Source organism: Phenylobacterium sp., assembly GCF_030651755.1.
Classification (GTDB): Bacteria; Pseudomonadota; Alphaproteobacteria; order Caulobacterales; family Caulobacteraceae; genus Phenylobacterium.
In genome coordinates, this window is the sequence record NZ_JAUSBZ010000142.1 from 1 (window position 1) to 19904 (window position 19904).

At 64.8% G+C, this 19904-nt stretch carries 16 protein-coding genes and 1 riboswitch; of the genes, 15 read left to right on the forward strand and 1 reads right to left on the reverse strand.

The window, feature by feature from the left end:
- Positions 1-334, forward strand: a 334-nt coding sequence (locus tag Q7V15_RS13315) for a molybdopterin-binding protein (protein ID WP_304756184.1), incomplete at its 5' end; no start/stop codon positions are given.
- Positions 331-1512, forward strand: a complete 1182-nt coding sequence (locus Q7V15_RS13320; protein ID WP_304756185.1) for a molybdopterin molybdotransferase MoeA — start codon at positions 331-333, stop codon at positions 1510-1512. The genes Q7V15_RS13315 and Q7V15_RS13320, both read left to right, overlap by 4 nt.
- A 3-nt stretch (positions 1513-1515) precedes the next feature.
- Here the strand turns inward: Q7V15_RS13320 and Q7V15_RS13325 are convergent, their stop codons facing one another.
- Positions 1516-1707 carry a hypothetical protein gene (locus Q7V15_RS13325; RefSeq protein ID WP_304756186.1) on the reverse strand — a complete coding sequence of 64 codons (192 nt, stop codon included), beginning with the start codon at positions 1705-1707 and terminating at the stop codon, positions 1516-1518.
- A gap of 192 nt (positions 1708-1899) precedes the next feature.
- Here Q7V15_RS13325 and Q7V15_RS13330 point away from each other — a divergent pair, with 192 nt between their 5' ends.
- The 13 genes from Q7V15_RS13330 (at position 1900) to Q7V15_RS13390 (ending at position 19881) form a co-directional block, all read left to right on the forward strand.
- Complete coding sequence (locus Q7V15_RS13330; RefSeq protein WP_304756187.1) at positions 1900-4158, forward strand: adenosylcobalamin-dependent ribonucleoside-diphosphate reductase; 2259 nt, start codon at positions 1900-1902, stop codon at positions 4156-4158.
- 60 nt (positions 4159-4218) lie between these two features.
- Positions 4219-5394, forward strand: a complete 1176-nt coding sequence (locus tag Q7V15_RS13335; protein WP_304756188.1) for an NnrS family protein — start codon at positions 4219-4221, stop codon at positions 5392-5394.
- Between the two features lie 62 nt (positions 5395-5456).
- Positions 5457-5593, forward strand: a riboswitch (molybdenum cofactor riboswitch).
- Entirely contained in the window at positions 5583-6560 is a 978-nt protein-coding gene (gene moaA / locus Q7V15_RS13340) for a GTP 3',8-cyclase MoaA (protein WP_304756189.1), read from the forward strand. It overlaps the preceding riboswitch by 11 nt.
- Before the next feature lie 269 nt (positions 6561-6829).
- Positions 6830-8128 carry a nitrate/nitrite transporter gene (locus Q7V15_RS13345; protein ID WP_304756190.1) on the forward strand — a complete coding sequence of 433 codons (1299 nt, stop codon included), beginning with the start codon at positions 6830-6832 and terminating at the stop codon, positions 8126-8128.
- A 21-nt stretch (positions 8129-8149) separates the two neighbouring features.
- A complete protein-coding gene (locus Q7V15_RS13350; protein ID WP_304756192.1) occupies positions 8150-9571 on the forward strand; it encodes a NarK family nitrate/nitrite MFS transporter in 1422 nt (473 codons plus the stop codon).
- Complete coding sequence (locus Q7V15_RS13355) at positions 9568-13299, forward strand: nitrate reductase subunit alpha (RefSeq protein WP_304756194.1); 3732 nt, start codon at positions 9568-9570, stop codon at positions 13297-13299. Before Q7V15_RS13350 ends, Q7V15_RS13355 begins: the two co-directional genes overlap by 4 nt.
- Entirely contained in the window at positions 13296-14819 is a 1524-nt protein-coding gene (gene narH / locus Q7V15_RS13360) for a nitrate reductase subunit beta (protein WP_304756196.1), read from the forward strand. The genes Q7V15_RS13355 and narH overlap by 4 nt, the downstream gene beginning before the upstream one ends.
- A 3-nt stretch (positions 14820-14822) precedes the next feature.
- Positions 14823-15530, forward strand: a complete 708-nt coding sequence (narJ, locus tag Q7V15_RS13365) for a nitrate reductase molybdenum cofactor assembly chaperone (RefSeq protein ID WP_304756198.1) — start codon at positions 14823-14825, stop codon at positions 15528-15530.
- An 8-nt stretch (positions 15531-15538) separates the two neighbouring features.
- The gene (narI, locus tag Q7V15_RS13370; protein WP_304756199.1) at positions 15539-16339 is read left to right on the forward strand and encodes a respiratory nitrate reductase subunit gamma; all 801 of its coding nucleotides are present in this window, start codon (positions 15539-15541) and stop codon (positions 16337-16339) included.
- A 4-nt stretch (positions 16340-16343) separates the two neighbouring features.
- Positions 16344-17462 (forward strand): peptidylprolyl isomerase, encoded by a 1119-nt coding sequence (locus tag Q7V15_RS13375; protein ID WP_304756200.1) that lies wholly within the window; start codon positions 16344-16346, stop codon positions 17460-17462.
- 3 nt (positions 17463-17465) lie between these two features.
- Positions 17466-18653 (forward strand): hypothetical protein, encoded by a 1188-nt coding sequence (locus Q7V15_RS13380; RefSeq protein ID WP_304756201.1) that lies wholly within the window; start codon positions 17466-17468, stop codon positions 18651-18653.
- Positions 18654-18673: 20 nt separating this feature from the next.
- A complete protein-coding gene (locus Q7V15_RS13385) occupies positions 18674-19225 on the forward strand; it encodes a hemerythrin domain-containing protein (protein ID WP_304756202.1) in 552 nt (183 codons plus the stop codon).
- Entirely contained in the window at positions 19222-19881 is a 660-nt protein-coding gene (locus Q7V15_RS13390; protein WP_304756203.1) for a carbonic anhydrase, read from the forward strand. The genes Q7V15_RS13385 and Q7V15_RS13390 overlap by 4 nt, the downstream gene beginning before the upstream one ends.
- Positions 19882-19904: the final 23 nt, after the last annotated feature.

Consider the following 19904-nt stretch of genomic DNA (forward strand, 5'->3'; position numbering starts at 1 on the left):
TGACCCTCAGGTGGACGTTATCCTCACGACCGGCGGCACTGGGTTCTCACCACGAGACGTGACGCCCGAGGCGGTTCGCCCGCTATTGGACCGCGAGATGGATGGCTTCTCCGTCATCTTTCACCAAGCCAGCTTTGGGACGGTGGGGGTCTCGACTCTGCAGTCGCGGGCGCTTGCCGGTCAGATCGGCGAGACCTTCATCTTCTGTGTGCCAGGCTCCACGGGCGCATGTCGCGACGCCTGGGATCTGGTGCTCGCACAGGAATTTGACAGTCGCTTCCGCCCCTGCTCCCTGGTCGGCCAGGTTCCTCGCTATCGCGGTGTCTGCGCGTGATCAGCTTCGATGAGGCCTGTTTGCGGCTGACGAATCTGGCCGAACCGCTAGGCGCTGAGACAATTGGTCTAGAGGAAGCCGACGGCCGAGTACTCGCGAGAGATATCCTGGCCGTCTGCGACAGCCCAACCCACGCCGTCTCAGCCATGGACGGCTATGCGATCCGCGATTCCGAGTTGAAGGCTGGGCGCACCGCTTGGCCGATCAGCGGCGAAGTCTTCGCCGGCGCCGCGCCCCCCGGAGAACTGCCCGCAGAGGTGTGCGTGCGCATCTTTACCGGTGCGCCGCTGCCTGCAGACTTCGACCGGGTTGTCCCACAGGAACTGGTTCGAGCGACGGCTGAGGGCATCACACTGGATCCTCGTCGGCTCTCCAGTTCCCACATCCGGCAGGCGGGATCCGACTTTCGGGCTCATCGGGTTCTGCTGAGGCGGGGACGCGTCATGGATCCGGGCGCTCAACTGCTCGCCGCGGCGGCCGACCGGCCGCATGTCTCTGTGAACCGCCGTCCACGGGTCTCCATCATCTCGTCCGGCGATGAACTGGTCGCGCCTGGAACAGCGCTGGATCGGCCCGGACGGGTTCCCGACAGCGTGTCCTATGGTGTCGCCAGTCTGGCCCGCCAATGGGGTGCGGGCGTCGTCCGACGCCGTCATGCGCCTGATGATCTGGCCACATTGCGCCGCGCTGTGTCCGACGAACAGGCGAACGCCGACCTCATCGTGATGACGGGGGGCGCCTCGGTCGGTGAAAAGGACTATGCCCGGGCGGCTTTCGAGCAGCTTGAGCTCATCATCGACAAGGTCGCCATGAAGCCGGGAAAGCCGGTTTGGGTTGGCCGGTCCAACGGGCGGCTGGTGGTCGGTCTGCCTGGCAACCCCACCGCCGCCATGGTCACGGCGCGCTTGTTTCTCGCGCCCTTGCTGGCTGCGCTTAGCGGTCGATCGCAATCTGAGGCCTGGGCCTGGCGCGATGCGCCGGCGGGCCAACCTTTCGCGCCCACGGGTGATCGAGAAGTTTTCGTGCGAGCCCGCATGAAGGCGAGCGGCGCACATCCTTGCGAGAGTCAGGATTCGAGCGCTCAGGCGGTTATGGGCGAATGGACCCTGCTGGCGCGCCGCGAGGCTGGCTCGCCGGGCTTGCCGGCCGGGGCGCCGGTCAGGGTGCTAACGCTCTAGCGCTCAGCTGCGGCCCAGGAGGACGGCGGCGGATGGGGTCGCCAGCACCCAGGCCATAGCATGGAGCCACCGGATCGGACGGCTTGGCGCGGGCGCGCGCGAAGAGTTCGCCGTGGCCGGCGCCAGACGGTCGTCGTCGGCCAGCGGCGGGCGGCGGGCGAACTCCCGCTCGACGATCTGCATCTCGGAAAGCATTTGGGCGATCTCCTGAGTGAGAGATCACCTTGGGCCTGTACGCCAGCGGTCGCATTGAAGCCCCCACTCCCGGGGCTTGATGTCCGTCACCTGGCCGGCAGCAGGTTTTCGGAGCCCTGCGACACCGCACGGCCCCTGTCGCACGCCGCAGCGAATCGAACAGCCTCCAAGGCCCACCCAGGAGGCAGGCTGATGGCGTTCGACAATCCTCTCGCCCAGGAAATCTGGTCCAGCAAATATCGTTTCGCACCCGCCTCGGGCGCCGAGGCCGATGACTCCATTGAGGCCACGTGGCGGCGCGTCGCTGTCGCCCTTGCCGAGGGCGAGGCGCCCGATATGCGCGCGGCGGCGGCCGAACGGTTCCGGTCGGCCATGGAGGACTATAAGTTCATTCCCGCGGGCCGAATCCTGGCGGGGGCCGGCTCAGGGCGCGCCGTCACGCTCTTCAACTGCTTCGTCATGGGCAAGATTCCCGACAGCCTCGAGGCCATCTTCGGGCAGGTGCGCGAAGCGGCGATCACCATGCAGCAGGGCGGCGGGGTCGGCATGGACTTCTCCTCGATCCGCCCGTCCGGCTCCCCTGTCCGAGGCGTGGCCGCTGACGCCTCCGGGCCGCTCAGTTTCATGGATGTCTGGGACTCCATGTGCCGGACGATCATGTCGGCCGGACAGCGCCGTGGGGCGATGATGGGGTGTCTGCGCATCGACCACCCGGACATCGAAGCCTTCATCGACGCCAAAAGAGACCCCGTGCGGCTTCGCAACTTCAATCTCTCCGTCCTGGTGACAGACGCCTTCATGACCGCCCTGGAGGCGGATGCCGAATGGCCGCTTGTCTATCAAGAACAGGTTGTCCGGACCGTCGCCGCCAAGGACATCTGGCGGCGTCTGATGCAGGCGACTTACGACGCCGCCGAGCCTGGGGTCATCTTCATTGACCGGGTGAACGCCCAGAACAATCTGAGCTATTGCGAGACCATCCTGGCCAGCAACCCCTGCGGCGAGCAGATGCTCCCGCCATACGGCGCCTGCCTGCTGGGCTCGATCAACCTTGCCCGTCTCATTGAGGCGCCCTTCAGCGCCGGGGCGCGGTTGGACCTGTCTCAGCTCAGCGAGCTGACCTACACCGCGGTGCGGATGCTCGACAATGTCATCGACATTTCGCGCTTCCCCCTCGAGGCCCAGGAGACTGAAGCCAAGGCCAAGCGCCGCATCGGGCTCGGGGTCACGGGGCTGGCGGATGCGCTCGTGTTTTGCGGGGCAGCGTACGGTTCGGACGAGGCCGTCGCCCTGACCCGTGAATGGCTGGGCCACATCAAACGCGAAGCCTATCGTGCCTCAGCCGATCTGGCGGCCGAAAAGGGCGCCTTCCCACTCTATGATCCCGCCATCCTGGATCGTCCGAACCTTCGCGACCTGGATGAGGAGACGCGCGCGCGCATCGCCCGCCATGGCCTGCGCAATGGATGCCTGACCTCGATCGCCCCCACCGGCACAACATCGCTGTTGGCCGGCAACGTCTCTTCAGGCATCGAACCCGTTTTCGCCTTCGCCTACACCCGCAAGGTGCGCCAGCCGGACGGCGGCACGCGCGAGGAGGCGGTCGAGGACTATGCTCTGGCCCTCTGGAAACGTCTGCACGGCGATACAGAGCCTCCGGCCGACATCTTTGTCACCGCACAGACGCTCAACCCTGCCGACCATCTGCGCATGCAGGCCGCAGCCCAGGCGCAGATCGACTCCTCGATCTCCAAGACGGTCAACTGCCCCGAAACGATCGACTTCGACGCCTTTGGGGATGTCTATCTGGAGGGCTACCGGCTCGGCTGCAAAGGCCTGACCACCTACCGACCCAACGCCGTGACAGGCTCGGTGCTATCGGTGACGCCTCCTGCGGGTCCGGCCGTAAGCAGCGCCCGCGCCGTCCCCGCCAATGACCTCCCCGCCCGCCCACGCGCCCTGGAGGGGGCCACCTACAAGCTCAAATGGCCGGAGAGCGCTCACGCGGTCTATGTGACGATCAATGATGTCGTCGATGCAGCCGGCCGGCGTCCGTTTGAAATTTTCATCAACTCGAAGAACATGGAGCACTACGCCTGGACCCTGGGCCTGACACGGATGGTATCAGCCGTATTCCGCCGGGGTGGCGATATCGCCTTTGTCGTGGAGGAGTTGAAGGCTGTCTTCGACCCACGCGGCGGGGCATGGATGGAGGGCCGCTATGTGCCTTCGCTGCTCGCCGCTATTGGCGCGGTCATTGAACAGCACCTCGCCGCGCGGCAAGACGCCGCGGAACCCGCCGAGGCGCCGGTATCCGACCCCATGTCCCTCGAGCCGTCGCAAGCGCATGCTGTGCAGGCCTGCGCCTGCCCCAGATGCGGCGGCTTCGAACTGGTCAAGCGCGAAGGCTGCGAAACCTGTGTGGATTGCGGACATTCGAAGTGCGGATGAGCCGCCCCCTGCTTGATGGGGGTCAAGGCGAGTCGCGCAGATGCGGCGCATTCTCATCCCATGAGCACTGCATCACGCCGCCGCGCCTATTCCGGACCAATTATCTTCAGCTACGGCTTTAGGCCTTTCTTCCTGGGCGGCGCCATCTGGGCGTCGATCACCGCCCCACTCTGGGTCTGGAGCTATCTGGCTGGGGATGGCTGGCTGAGTCGGGAATGGCACATCCATGAGATGTTGTTCGGCGCCTTGGCGGCCATTGTCGCCGGCTTCCTCACGACCGCGGTTCCGAACTGGACCGGCCGCATGCCGGTCATCGGAGCGCCCCTCGCCGGCCTGTTTGGCCTGTGGGCGGCAGGTCGGGTCGCAATGCTCGCCCCGGGTTTGTCGCCCATAGTCATCGGCGCCGTCGATAGCGCGTTCCTGATCGTCTTCGCTGCGGTGATCTGGCGCGAGGTTCTGGCAGGCCGCAACTGGCGCAACCTCCCGGTCTGCATGCTGGTCAGCCTGATGGCCCTGGGCAACGTCCTCTTTCATCTGCGTCCGGTCTTCTGGGGCACCGACCTCGCTTGGCGTGTGGGAATGGCGGCGATCGCGCTGCTCATCGCACTGATCGGCGGACGCATCGTTCCGAGCTTCACCAACAACTGGCTCAAGGCTCAGGGTCAGGCGCCCTCAGCGCGCCCTGAGTCGCGTTTCGATCACCTGGTCCTGCTTGCGACGGCAGGAGCGCTCGCGGCTTGGCTCGCCTCGCCTGCGAGCCTGATAGCTGGAAGCGCCATGGCTGGGGCCGGCGCGCTCAATTTCGTGCGCCTCGCCCGCTGGCGTGGGTGGCGAACCCTGAAAGAGCCGCTCGTCTGGATTTTGCATGTCGGATACGGCTGGCTTGCCCTGGCCCTTGGCCTGCTCGGTCTGGGCGTTTTCGCGCCTGGCGCGCCTCCGACGCTCGGCGTCCACGCGCTCACGGTCGGCGCGGTGGGCGTGATGACCCTCGCAGTAATGACGCGCGCCAGCCGGGGACATACGGGGCGCGCGCTCGCCGCTGACCGCAGCGTGCAAGCGATCTACCTGCTGATCAATCTGGCGGCGCTCTTGCGCGTCAGCGCGGCGGCAGGATCGCTCAATCCGGTCCTGCTCAGCGCCTCGGTCATCGCTTGGTCGCTGGCCTTCGGACTATTCGCCGTCAGCCACATCCCAATGCTGGCCCGCCCGCGCCCTATGGTCGCGGGCCAGGCTTGATGGTCATCAATCGGGGGCTGGGGCAGCTGAAATAGACTTGTCTTCATCGGCGGCGCTTCTCGTCCGCCGCAATGCTCCGAGCGCGTCGCCCTAAAGCCGTTTGGCCATGGGCGCCCCGCCGAGCCGCCCAGGGCGGCAAGGGTGAGGTTGGAAACGGCCTCGTCTCCCGTGCTTGGAAAGGGGCTCACGTGGAAACCTTCGCCGACGGCTTTGGCCGTCGATTCCGCTATCTGCGCATTTCGCTGACCGAGGTGTGCAACTTCCGTTGCGTCTACTGCCTGCCGAACGGCTATCAGAAGGTCGCAGGTCCCGCCCTGATGACCCCGTTGGAGATCGAGCGTCTCGGCCGGGTCTTCAGCCACCGTGGGGTCACCAAGTTCCGACTGACGGGCGGCGAGCCTACCGTGCGCCGCGACCTGGGCGACATCATTGGCCGTCTCAGCGCCCTTCCGGGCGGCAACAAGGTCGCCATGACCACCAACGGTTGGAACCTCGCCCGCTACATCGAAGAATGGGCGGCCGCTGGCCTGACCAACCTGAATGTGAGCGTCGATAGCCTGGAGCCCGACGTCTTCCGTCGCATCACCGGACACAACCGTCTGAATTCGGTGCTCGAAGGTGTGGACCGCGCCCTGGATCTCGCCCTGCCCAGCGTAAAGCTGAATGCTGTCCTGCAGCGCAGCGCGGTCGGTGAGGGCTTTGATCGCTTCGCCGACTATGTCCGGACACGGCCGGTGGCCGTGCGGTTCATCGAACTGATGCGCACCGGCGACAACCTCGCCTTCTTCGAAGATCAACACGTGCCCGGTAGCCGCTTGCTCGCGTGGCTGGCCGACCATGGATGGAGTCCCTGCCTGCGCGGCCCCGACGATGGACCGGCGATTGAGTACCGCCACCCGGACTACGAGGGGCGCCTGGGGCTCATTGCGCCCTATTCTCCTGGCTTCTGCGATAGCTGCAACCGGTTGCGGATCACCGCCGCCGGCAAGCTCCGGCTTTGCCTCTTTGGCGACGACGGGGTGGATCTGCGTGACCTCCTGGCGAGCGACGACCGACCAGCTCTGGAGGCGCGCATCGAATCGGCCTTGGCGATGAAGCCGCGCGGTCACCGTTTGGCTGAAGGGCGCTCGGGGGACACCCGAAATCTGTCACAACTGGGTGGATAGTCTGACAGATCATCGATGCTTGATAAGCATCAAGTCCGACTAGCCACTTCATCAATCATCACCTTGAGTATATTCTCGCTGCCGCCTGTATTGCTGCGGCATTCTGTCATAATTGCCGTTGCGCACTGCAGCAATTGATCCGCATCAATCAGCCTAGACCATAGATCGTCCTATCCCTGCCTCACCGAGATTTGGCTCGGTCACGACAAGGGGGACGATCGGTGAGCGCACCGACAGGCCATCAGCAAGGCGCCCAGACAGCATTGTGGATGAGCACGTTCTCATTCACGGCCTGCTTCGCGGTCTGGACCATCTTCTCGATCATTGGCGTGCAGATCCGGACGGATCTCGGCCTGTCTGGCGCGCAGTTTGGCCTGCTGATCGGGACGCCCATCCTGACCGGGTCGTTGATCCGCCTGATCCTGGGCATCTGGGCTGAACAGTATGGCGGCCGCATCGTCAACCTGGCTGTCATGCTCGCCGCGGCGGCGGCCACCTTCCTGCTGTCCTATGCTGAAACCTACCCGCAGTTTCTGGTCGCGGCCCTGGGCGTCGGCGTCGCCGGCGGCGCCTTCTCCGTCGGCGTGACCTATGTCGCTAAGTTCTTCCCCAAGGAACGCCAGGGCACCGCCCTGGGAATCTTCGGCGCCGGGAACGTCGGCTCCGCCGTCACCAAGTTCGCCGCGCCCTTTGTCATGGTCGCCCTGGGCTGGGAGGCCGTGGCGCAGATTTGGGCGCTCGCCCTGGCGGGGATCGCCGTCCTGACCTTCCTGATCACCCGTGACGATCCGGAACTCGTCGCGCGCCGCGCCTCAGGCGAGAAGCCGGCCCGGGCTGGGGCCCAGCTCACCCCCCTCCGCAAGCTGCAGGTTTGGCGCTTCGCCCTCTATTACTTCTTCGTCTTCGGCGCCTTCGTGGCCCTGGCGCTCTGGCTGCCGAGCTACCTAGTTGGCGTCTACAGCCTCGACATCAAGGCCGCTGGCATGCTGGCCGCAGCCTATTCGATCCCCGGCTCGCTCTTCCGAGTGTTCGGCGGCTGGCTGTCGGACAAGATCGGCGCCCGGCGGGTGATGTACATCACCTTCGGCGTAAGCGTGATCTGCACCTTCCTGCTCTCCTATCCGTCGACGCGCTATGTGGTGGACGGGATCAATGGCCCGATCAGCTTCAGCCTCTCGACCGGCCTCATCCCCTTTGTCGTCCTGATATTCGTCCTCGGCTTCGCCATGAGCCTCGGCAAAGCCGCCGTCTACAAGCACATCCCGGTCTACTACCCCGGGCATGTGGGCGCCGTCGGCGGTCTGGTGGGCATGGTCGGCGGCCTGGGCGGGTTCATCCTACCGATCGTCTTCGGTGCTCTGAACGACCTCACCGGCGTCTGGACTAGCTGCTTCATGCTGCTCTTCCTCCTGGCGGCGACGGCGCTGACCTGGATGCACTTCGCCATCCGTCGGATGGAACAGAAGTCCGCACCGCAACTGCGCGACCTCCCAGCCCTGCCTGAGATGGTCGGCATGACCCCCAATCCTCCCTCCGCGTCTGGCGCCATCGCGCCGACTGCGCGCTGACACTTGAAAGGGCAAGAAGCCATGTCTTCGGCACCTCCCGCCCGCCATGTCCTGACAGACTGGCGCCCTGAAGACCCCGAGTTCTGGAACTCCACCGGTCGGTCTATCGCCAGCCGCAACCTCTGGATCAGTGTTCCGAACCTGCTCCTGGCCTTCGCCATCTGGATGGTCTGGTCGATGGTCGTGGCGAAGCTGAAACTGATCGGCTTCGACTTCACTACCGACCAGCTCTTCTGGCTGACGGCCCTGCCGGCGCTCTCAGGTGCGACCCTGCGGATCTTCTACAGCTTCCTCGTACCAATCCTCGGCGGGCGGCTCTGGACCACTATCTCCACCCTCTCGCTGCTGGTCCCCGCCATCGGCATCGGCCTGGCCGTCCAGCAGCCGGAGACCCCCTACTGGGTGTTCGTCGCCCTGGCGCTGGCCTGCGGTCTGGGCGGCGGCAACTTCGCTTCGTCCATGTCCAACATCTCGTTCTTCTATCCGAAGGCTGAGAAGGGCAATGCGCTGGCCCTCAACGCCGGCTTCGGCAACCTCGGCGTCAGCGTGATGCAGTTCCTGGTGCCTGTCGTCATTGTGGCCGGCGCCTTCGCCCCTGTGGTGGGCGCCCCGCAAGTCGCTGTGGACGGCGAGGCCCGCAGCGAGCTGTGGCTGCAGAATGCGGGGTTCGTCTGGGTACCGTTCATCCTCGCCGCCGCCGTAGCAGCCTGGGTCGGCATGAACGACATCGCCTCGGCCAAGGCCTCCTTCTCGAGCCAGGCCGTGGTCTTCAAGCGTAAGCACAACTGGATCATGTGCTACCTCTATGTGGGCACATTTGGCTCCTTCATCGGCTTTTCGGCCGCCTTCCCGCTCCTCATGCGGACCCTCTTCCCCGATGTGAACAGCCTTCAGTTCGCGTTCCTCGGCCCTCTGGTCGGGGCCGCGGCGCGCGCCCTGACCGGCTGGGTTTCGGACAAGTTTGGTGGGGAGCACGTCACCCATTGGGTCTTCCTCGCCATGGCTGGGGGCGTGGTTGCTGTGCTTCACAGCGTCGGAGCCTGGGGGACGGAACCCTCCTTCGCGGTCTTTTTCGCCAGCTTCATCTGGCTGTTCGCCTGGACCGGCATTGGCAATGCATCGACCTTCCAGATGATCCCGGCGATCATGCGGAGCGACATGCCGCGGCTGATGCCCCAAGCCGATGCGGTGGCTCGCCTCAAGGCTTCCGAGATGGAGTCAGCCGCCATTGTCGGCTTCTCGTCGGCCATCGGCGCCTATGGCGGCTTCGTGATCCCCAAGCTCTTTGGAGAGTCGCTCAAGGCGACCGGCGGCCCTGAGACCGCACTCCTCATCTTCCTCGCCTTCTACCTTAGCTGCGTCGCGGTGAACTGGGCCTTCTACGGCCGCAAGACCTCCATGCTGCACGCGCCTCAACCCTCGAAACTGGGAGCCGCGGCATGAGCCACACCCTTGATCGCCTGGCGTTCTTCACACGCAAGACCGAGCTCTTTTCGAACGGCCACGGCGTCCTCAACGACGATGACCGCACCTGGGAGCAGGCTTACCGCGACCGCTGGCAGCACGACAAAGTGGTGCGCTCCACCCACGGGGTGAACTGCACCGGCTCCTGCTCCTGGAAAATCTACGTCAAGGGGGGGATCGTCACCTGGGAGACCCAGCAGACCGATTATCCCCGGACCCGTCCGGAGCTGCCGAACCATGAGCCGCGCGGCTGCGCCCGCGGCGCCAGCTACAGCTGGTACCTCTATTCCGCGAACCGGGTGAAATACCCGCTGATCCGCTCGCGCCTGCTGAAGCTGTGGCGCAAGGCCCGCGCGACGCTCAGCCCAGTGGCGGCCTGGGCCTCGATCCAGAACGATCCCGCGCAGCGCGCCTCCTATGTGACCATGCGCGGCGCCGGCGGCTTCATCCGCGCCACCTGGGACGAGGTGACTGAGATCATCGCGGCCGCCAATGCGCACACCATCAAGGCTTGGGGTCCTGATCGGATTTTCGGCTTCTCGCCGATCCCGGCCATGTCGATGGTCTCCTACGCTGCCGGCGCGCGCTACCTGCAGCTGATTGGCGGCGTCTGTGGGTCGTTCTACGACTGGTACTGCGACCTGCCGCCAGCCTCTCCACAGACCTGGGGCGAGCAAACTGACGTCGCCGAGAGCGCAGACTGGTTCAATTCCAGCTTCATCATGCTGTGGGGCTCCAACGTTCCGCAGACGCGGACGCCCGACGCCCACTTCTATACGGAGGCCCGCTATCGCGGGGCAAAGTCTGTAGTTATCTGCCCCGACTATTCAGAGGCCTCGAAGTTCTCCGATCTGTGGCTAGCCGTTAAGCAGGGCACTGACGCGGCGCTCGGCATGGCGTTCGGCCACGTGATCCTCAAGGAGTTCCATGTTGACCGGCAGGTGCCCTACTTCCGCGAATACCTGCGCAAGTATTCCGACTTGCCGATGCTGGTCCGCCTGGTGCCGCAGGACGGGGCCTATGTGCCCGAGCGTCTGCTGCGGGCTGCAGAGTTCGACCAGGCCCTAGGCGAGACGAACAACCCCGACTGGAAGACCGTCGCGCTCGACGAAGCGACCGGCGAAGTGATCGTGCCCAACGGCTCAATCGGCTTCCGCTGGGGCGAGGACGGCAAGTGGAACCTTGAGGAGAAGGATGGCCTTGGCCGCGAGACCTCGCTCCGCCTGGGCCTGAAAGGTGTCCACGACGAGGTCGCCGCCGTGCGCTTCCCCTATTTCGGCGGCGCGGCCACCAATGGCTTCGCCATGACAGACCACCCCGACGTCCTGGTCCGCAATGTGCCGGTCAAGCGTATGAAGCTGCCGGAGGGCGAGACCCTGGTGGCCTGCGTCTATGACCTGTTCCTCGCCAATTACGGCGTCGATCAGGGCTTCGGCGGCGACCATATGCCGGCCAGCTACGACGACGTGCAGCCCTATTCGCCGGCTTGGGCTGAGGCGATCACGTCGGTGCCGAAGGATCAGATTGTCGCCGTCGCCCGTGGCTTCGCCGGCAACGCTGAAAAGACCGATGGCAAGTCGATGGTGATCATCGGCGCGGCGATGAACCACTGGTTCCACATGGATATGAACTACCGCGCTGTCATCAACATGCTGGTGATGTGCGGGTGCGTCGGCCAGACGGGCGGCGGTTGGGCGCACTACGTCGGCCAGGAGAAGCTGCGGCCGCAGACGGGCTGGGCGCCGCTGGCCTTCGCCACAGACTGGGCCAAGCCGCCCCGGCAGCAGAACTCGACTTCATTCTTCTACGCCCACTCTGACCAGTGGCGCTACGAGACCGTCGAGATGAGCGAGATCCTGTCACCCACCGCCCCCGACGGCGTCTGGGACGGGTCGATGATCGACTTCAACGCCAAGGCCGAACGGATGGGCTGGCTGCCCTCGGCGCCGGCGCTGAAAACAAACCCGCTTGAGGTCGCCAACGCCGCGGCCGCGGCTGGCCAGGACCCAAAGGCCTATGCGCTCGCCCAGCTGAAGAGCGGCGATCTTGAGATGTCCTGCATGGACCCCGACGACCCGGCCAACTGGCCGCGCAACATGTTCATCTGGCGCTCCAACCTGCTGGGCTCGTCTGGCAAGGGTCACGAGTACTTCCTGAAGCACCTGTTGGGCGCAAACCATGGCGTCCAGGGCAAGGACCTCGGCGAAGACGGCCGGCGCAAGCCCAACGATGTGAAGTGGCATGACGAGGCGCCGGAGGGAAAACTCGACCTTCTGGTCACCCTTGATTTCCGGATGTCGACCACGGCGGTCTACTCCGACATCGTGCTGCCGACAGCCACCTGGTACGAGAAGAACGACCTCAACACCTCCGACATGCACCCCTTCATCCACCCGCTGTCGGCGGCTGTGGACCCGGCCTGGGAGTCGAAGTCGGATTGGGAAATCTTCAAGGCGATCGCCAAGCAGTTTTCCAATGTCGCTCCGGAAGTCCTGGGCGTCGAGCAGGACGTCGTTCTCACCCCCATCCAACACGACAGCGCCGCCGAACTGGCTCAGCCGTTCGATGTCCGCGATTGGTCCAAGGGTGAGTGCGAGGCGATCCCGGGCAAGACCATGCCCCAGATCACAGTCGTTGAACGGGACTACCCGAACACCTTCAAGCGCTTCACGGCATTGGGGCCGCTACTCAAAGCCAGCGGCAATGGCGGCAAGGGCATCGGCTGGAAGACCGAGCACGAGGTCGATCTGCTGGCCGAGCTAAACGGCAAGGTCCTCGAGGAGGGCCAGACCCAGGGCATGCCGAAGATCGAGACCGATATCGACGCCTGCGAAACCATCCTGATGCTGGCGCCCGAGACCAATGGCGAGGTGGCGGTCAAGGCCTGGGCGGCGCTCGAAAAGCAGACCGGCCGCGAGCACACCCATCTGGCCCTGCCCAAGGAAGACGAGAAAATCCGCTTCCGCGATCTCTTGGCCCAGCCGCGCAAGATCATCACCTCGCCGACCTGGTCTGGCATTGAGAGCGAGAAGGTCTGCTACACCGCCGGCTGGACCAACGTCCATGAACTGATCCCGTGGCGGACTCTCACCGGGCGCCAACAACTCTACCAGGACCATGAGTGGATGCGGGCGTTCGGCGAGGCGCTCTGCGTCTATCGTCCGCCGATCGACCTGAAGACCACCTACGTCCAGGGCGCCAAGCCCAACGGCCAGACTGAGATCGTCCTGAACTTCATCACCCCGCACCAGAAGTGGGGCATCCACTCGACCTACTCCGACAACCTGATGATGCTCACCTTGAACCGCGGCGGCCCAGTCATCTGGATCTCTGAGGTCGACGCCAAGAAGGCGGGTCTGATCGACAACGACTGGGTGGAGGCTTTCAACGCCAACGGGGCCCTGACGGCGCGGGTCGTCGTGTCCCAGCGCATCCGTGAAGGCACGACCTTCATGTATCACGCCCAGGAAAAGATCGTGAACACGCCAGGGTCGCAGATCACCGGCAAGCGCGGCGGCATCCACAACTCGGTCACCCGCACGGTGCTGAAGCCTACCCACATGATCGGCGGCTACGCCCAACTCGCCTACGGCTTCAACTACTACGGCACTGTCGGCGCAAACCGCGACGAATTCGTCGTGCTTCGCAAGATGACCAAGGTCGACTGGCTCGAAGAAACCCTCAACACCAAGGATTTCGCCCAATGAAAGTCCGCGCCCAGATCGGCATGGTGCTGAATCTCGATAAGTGCATCGGGTGCCACACCTGCTCAGTTACCTGCAAGAATGTGTGGACCAATCGTGAAGGCGTTGAATACGCCTGGTTCAACAACGTGGAGACCAAGCCCGGCGTTGGCTTTCCGCGGGACTGGGAGAACCAGAAACGCTGGAACGGCGGGTGGACTCGCAAGGCCAACGGCAAGATTGAGCCCAAGATGGGCGCCAAGTGGCGCATCCTGGCGAAGATCTTCGCCAACCCCGACCTGCCGGAGATCGACGACTACTACGAGCCCTTCGACTTCGATTACGGCCATCTGCAGACGGCGCCGGAGATGAAGGCGTTCCCGACCGCGCGGCCGCGCTCGAAGATCACCGGCCAGCGGATGGAGAAGATCGAGCGGGGCCCGAACTGGGAGGAGATCCTGGGGGGCGAGTTCGCCACGCGTTCAGCCGACTACAACTTCGACAGCGTCGAGAAGGAGATCTACGGCCAGTTCGAGAACACCTTTATGATGTATCTGCCGAGGCTGTGCGAGCACTGCCTCAACCCGACCTGCGTGGCGGCGTGCCCTTCGGGCGCGATCTACAAGCGCGAGGAGGATGGCATCGTCCTGATCGACCAGGACAAGTGCCGAGGCTGGCGCATGTGCGTCTCCGCCTGCCCCTACAAGAAAATCTACTACAACTGGGAATCCGGGAAATCGGAGAAGTGCACCTTCTGCTTCCCGCGGATTGAGGTCGGTCAACCGACCGTCTGTTCGGAGACCTGTGTCGGGCGCATCCGCTATCTCGGCGTCCTGCTCTATGACGCCGACCAGATCGAGACCGCCGCCAGCACGCCTGATGATCAGGACCTCTATCAGGCCCAACTCGACATCTTCCTCGACCCTACCGACCCGGCGGTAATCGCCCAGGCGCGCGCCAACGGCGTACCGGAAGCCTGGCTCGACGCAGCGCGGCAGAGCCCCGTCTACAAGATGGCCATCGACTGGAAGATCGCCTTCCCGCTGCACCCTGAATACCGAACCCTGCCGATGGTCTGGTACGTGCCGCCGCTCTCACCGATCCAGAACGCAGCGGCCGCAGGCGCCATTGAGATGGATGGCGAAATGCCTGACGTCCACTCGCTGCGGATCCCGGTCAAATACCTCGCGAACCTGCTGACCGCCGGCCGCGAGGCGCCGATCGAACTGGCCCTGAGGCGCATGCTGGCCATGCGCGGGTACATGCGCGCCAAGACCGTCGAGGGCGTCATCGACCACAGGCTGGCGGGAAGCGTCGAACTCTCCGCCGCCCAGATCGACGAGATGTACCGCTACCTGGCGATCGCCAACTACGAGGACCGGTTCGTCATCCCGTCCGCGCACCGCGAAGTGGCGGAGGACGCCTACGACATGCGCGGCTCCTGCGGCTTCTCGTTTGGCAATGGCTGCTCCGGCGGACGCACGGAGCTCGGCCTGTTTGGACCCAACAAGCGCAGCCGCGCCAAAACCCCCATGGAGGCCTGACCCATGGCCCGCACCTATCAGGCGCTTGCGCACCTGCTTACCTATCCGACCCCTGAGCTGCAGCGGCTCGCGCCTCAGGCCCTGGCGCTCATCGAGGCGGAGGGGATGGTTCCAAAAGCCATCCTAAAGGCGCTGGGACGCCTCGTTGATCAGATCGCTGGCGGCGACATCTATGACCTGCAGGAGAGCTACACCGAGCTCTTCGACCGCACCCGGTCTCTGTCGCTCAACCTCTATGAGCACGTGCATGGCGAAAGCCGCGACCGCGGCGAAGCCATGGTCGCCCTGGCCGAACTCTATCGCGCCCACGACCTGCACCTGTCGGCCAACGAACTGCCCGACTTCCTGCCCGTGTTCCTTGAGTTCCTCTCCACCCTGCCCGACGCCCAGGCCGCCTCCCTGCTGGGGGAGGCGGCGCACGTCCTGGACGCCATGGGTGAGCGCCTGAAGTCGCGGGGCAGCGCCTATCGCGCCATATTCGGCGCGCTCGGCAAACTCGCCTCGCAGGCCGCAGACCCGGGCGCACTGGCCGCACTTTTGAGCGAGCCCGACGAGGATCCCAACGATCTGGAGGCCATCGACAAGGCCTGGGCTGAAACCGCCGTCACCTTCGGCCCCTCCGACGTGGGCTGCCCGAAGGCCACCGCTCTCGTCGACGCGATGATGGCCGAGCCCGGCCGTCAGCCGCGCCGCGCCGCCGCCAACGCCTGAGGTTCGCCATGCAACTCCTAAACCAATTTCTGTTCGGGGTTTTTCCCTACATTGCGCTGGCCGTTCTTGTGTTGGGTTCGGTCCTCCGCTTCGACCGTGAACAATATACTTGGCGAACGGGCTCCTCCCAGCTGCTGCGGCGCAAGCAGCTCGTGTTGGGCTCCGTACTGTTCCACGTCGGAATACTGACCATCTTTGGCGGCCACTTCGTGGGTCTGCTCACGCCGATCTGGGTGTTCGACGCCCTCGGCGTGCCGCACGGCGCAAAGCAGATTCTGGCCATTGTCGCCGGCGGTTTCGCCGGCGTCCTCTGCCTCGTGGGCGGCCTGTTGCTCCTGCATCGTCGGCTGTTCGACCCGCGAATTCGGGCCACCTCCAGTTTCGGCGACACCGCCATCCTGATCCTGCTGCTGGCTCAGTTGATCCTGGGCCTGGCGACCATTCCCTTGTCGGCCGGCCACCTGGACGGGCATGAGATGCTCAAGTTCATGAGCTGGGCGCAGGGGGTGTTCACCTTCCGGCCGGGCGTGGCGGCCTACGTCGCCGATGTGCATCCGATCTTCAAGGCCCACCTGGTGCTGGGGATGACCATCCTGCTGGTGTTCCCGTTCACCCGCCTGGTCCACATGCTGTCGGCCCCGGTCTGGTACCTGAACCGGCGTGGCTGGCAGCTGGTGCGCACCAAGCGCGCATTGCCTCTGCGACGGGTCGCCGCCGCGCCTGTTTATCCGACCGAGCCGGTATCCCCTGCGGCGCGCAGCGCATCAATCCAAGCCGTCCGTCCCGAAGCCCTCAAGGCCGCCGAGTAGCTCCATGACCAGCACCCTCGTCGTCGAAGGCGTCGAAATCCCGGAGTTCCTCATCGCTGAGGAGGCCCAGCACCATCCAAGCGCAAGTCCGATGGAAGCCCGCATCGCTGCGGGGAAGGCGCTGGCGGTCAGGGCCCTGCTCCTTCACAGGGCCGACGAACTTGGCCTGGACGCCCAGCCGCTGCTGGATGACAACGGCCGTGAGGAAACTCCCGAGGAGGCGCTGATCCGCGCCACCCTCGACGCAGAAGTCGAGATCGAGTCCCCAAGCGAGGCCGAGTGCCGACGCGTCTACGACGCACAGCGTCAGCGCTTCACGACACCTGTCCTGATCGAAGCCGCACATATTCTCATTGAGCCGAAGTCCGACGATGCGGAAGGCTGGGAGTCTGCCCGGCAAACCGTCGAGGCCATGCTCGCTCAGCTCGCGGACAAGCCTGACCGGTTTGGTGAACTTGCGAAGACGTCGTCCGACTGTCCCTCTGGAGCGGTGGGCGGCTCCCTGGGTCAACTCGGTCCAGGCGACCTGGTGGTTGAGGTCGAGCGCGCGCTCGCGGGCCTGAAGGCTGGGGAAATCCTGACGACTCCCGTCCGCTCGCGCTTCGGCTGGCACGTTCTCAAACTTGAACGTCGGATCGAAGGGAGGGCGCTCCCGTTCGAATATGTCGAGGACAAGATCAGGCTGCATCTCGAGAGCCGAGCCTGGACGGCGGCGGCTGCCCGATATGTCGCCCAGCTCGCCGACCGCGCCCGAGCCGAAGGCGTCGCCTTCAGCCTGACTCAGGACGGGCGGCTTTCCGAAGGCGCCCCTTCTCTCGGCGCAATGCTCTCGGACGGCGCCTCGGCCGACCGGCTTGAAGCCTGGCTGGATGCGACGGACATAGATTTGGCTAGCCGGGTCAAGGCCGCAGCCGCGAGCGAAAATCTCCAGGTCGCCCTCTTCGTGCGCCGAGCGGTCCGGCACTTCGTCGACCACGCCAAAGACGAGTCTTGGACCCAGCTCATTTCGGCCACCCAAGGGGCCGCTGATCCGGCGGTCGCAGCGATGGCTTCGCTGCTGAAGTCGCGGCTGACACCCAAGCCCGAGCAGAAGCACACCTACACGCTCATCAAGCGGAGATAAGCCATGCGGTCGGTCAACGTCGCGTTCAGTCTGGCGATCCTGGTCACCCCTGGCATCGCGCACGCCTCTGAGGCGCCCACGCTGATCCTCGAAAGCCGTCTTCGACAGGAATCGGTCGATCAGAGCGGCCTGAACAACAGCGCCTCGGCGCTCACCTTGCGCACCCGCCTCGGATTCGAAACAGCCCCTTGGAAAGGCGCGCGGTTCCTGATCGAGGGCGAGAACATCGTCGCGCTCAGCGACGAGTACAACTCCACCACCAATGGCAAGCTCACCTATCCGATCGTCCCTGATCCGGAGACGACCGAGCTCAATCGCTTACAAGTCGCCTGGAGTGGCGACCGGGCCGCCGCGGCCGTCGGTCGCCAACGGATCATCCTGGGCTCAGCGCGCTTCGTCGGGAATGTGGGGTTCCGACAGAACGAACAGACCTTCGACGCCGCCCGTCTGGACTTCAAGCCGATCCCCGACCTCGCGCTCACCTATGTCTATGTGGATCGCGTACAGCGCATCTTCGGCGATGATCACCCGCAGGGCGACTGGCGTTCAGACAGTCATCTGGCCCAGGCCGACTGGAAGCCCGCCTGGGGGCAGGTCACCCTTCATGGGGAATGGCTCGACTTCGCCAATGCCCCGGCACAGTCCAGCGCAACCCTAGGCATGGCCCTGCGCATGGAACGGTCGCTCTCTCCTGACGGGTTGAAAGGCAGCCTTGAGGCCGCCTACGCCCGACAGGCCGACTATGGCGGCAATCCCGCAGACTTTGATCTGGACTACGCCGCGCTCACGCTGGGTCTTCGTCAGAAAGACATCTGGGCGAGCATCGGCGTGGAACGACTTGACGGTGACGGCCGCCGCGGCTTCGCAACGCCTTTGGCGACGCTCCACGCCTTCCAGGGGTGGGCCGATGTGTTCCTCACCACACCGCCCGATGGTGTTCAGGACCTCAACGCCAAGGTCGGCGCCACCCTCAAGCCCACGGGCTTTCCGCCAATCCGCCTGTCTGCGGCGGCGCATCGCTTCACCACTCCCGAAGGCGGCGCTGACTATGGGACGGAGTTGGACCTCGTGGCGTCCGCCCAACTCACCAAACACCTTGCGTTCGAAACGAAGCTCGCCTGGTTCGAGGGCGACCGTCCCGGCTACGGCGATCGCACCAAGATCTGGGTCAGCCTCGATTACCGCTACTGAACGTCCTTGGAGAGCCGGCCATGCCCAGCGACCCGCCTGCGGACATCGAAGACATCCCCCGAGAACTGCTCTACGAGCCCCTCGACTGGTTCTTTGCCGAGCACTACCGCCACAGGCAGCTCTGTCGGATGATCGAGGAGGTGGCCGCCAGTCCCGTCTTCAGTTCAGGGCCCATCAGCCAAATCATCGACTTCATCCGCTATGATCTTGCCTTGCACGTCATCGACGAAGAAGAGGACCTCTTCCCCTTACTTCGACGTCGTGCCTTGCCTGAGGACGAAATCGAGAATGTCCTGGGCCGGCTGTCTGCCGAGCACCGCGCTGACGTCACTCAGTCACAGGTCGTTAGGGATCGCCTGGAGTCGGCGCTGAAATCCCAGCGGGCGCCGGGGCTCGATCCAGAGGCCAAGTCTGTACTTCTTGCCTTCGCGCGGCACGAATTGCGCCACCTGGCGCTGGAAAACGCCGTGGTGCTGCCAATCGCGCGGCTGAGACTGACAGTCGCCGACCTGACGGCGTTGAGCCGACGGCTGGCCGCGAGGCGGGGCCTCGTCCTCGAAGCTCAGCCATGATCTCTGAGCTGTTCGACAACAATATCCGCTGGGCGGCGACCCGTGCCCGCGTCGATCCGGAGTACTTCCGGCGCTTGGCGAGCCAGCAGGCGCCTGCCTATCTCTGGATTGGCTGCTCAGACAGCCGGGTGCCCGCCAACGAGATCGTCGGCCTCGATCCCGGGGAGTTGTTCGTTCACCGGAACGTGGCCAATCTCGCGCCACCGCAAGACGCCAATTTCCTCTCGGTCCTCCAGTTCGCCGTTGAAGTCTTGAAGGTCCGCCATGTCATCGTCTGTGGCCACTATGGCTGTGGCGGCGTCCGCGCGGCCCTGTCAGACGAGCGCCACGGCCTGATCGACCACTGGCTCACCCCGGTCAGAAGCCTCTCATGGCGCTGCGAGCATGAGCTTTCGATGATCACTGATCCTGAGGCCCGGGTGAACGATCTCTGCGAGCGTAATGTGATCGAACAGGTCCGCCAGATCACCGCCAATCCCTTCGTGCGGGACGCCTGGCGCAGGAAACAGCCTCTGGAGGTTCACGGCTGGATTTACTCCATCCAAGATGGATTGCTGCGCGATCTAGAGGTGTCTGTCGGCCGGATCGAGCGGGCGCGGGCCTTGTGGGAGACAAATAGTGGCCCCGCCAGTGGCGTCGTCGCGAGGAAGCGCTGATGAGGGTTTGCGTTGTGCTAGCC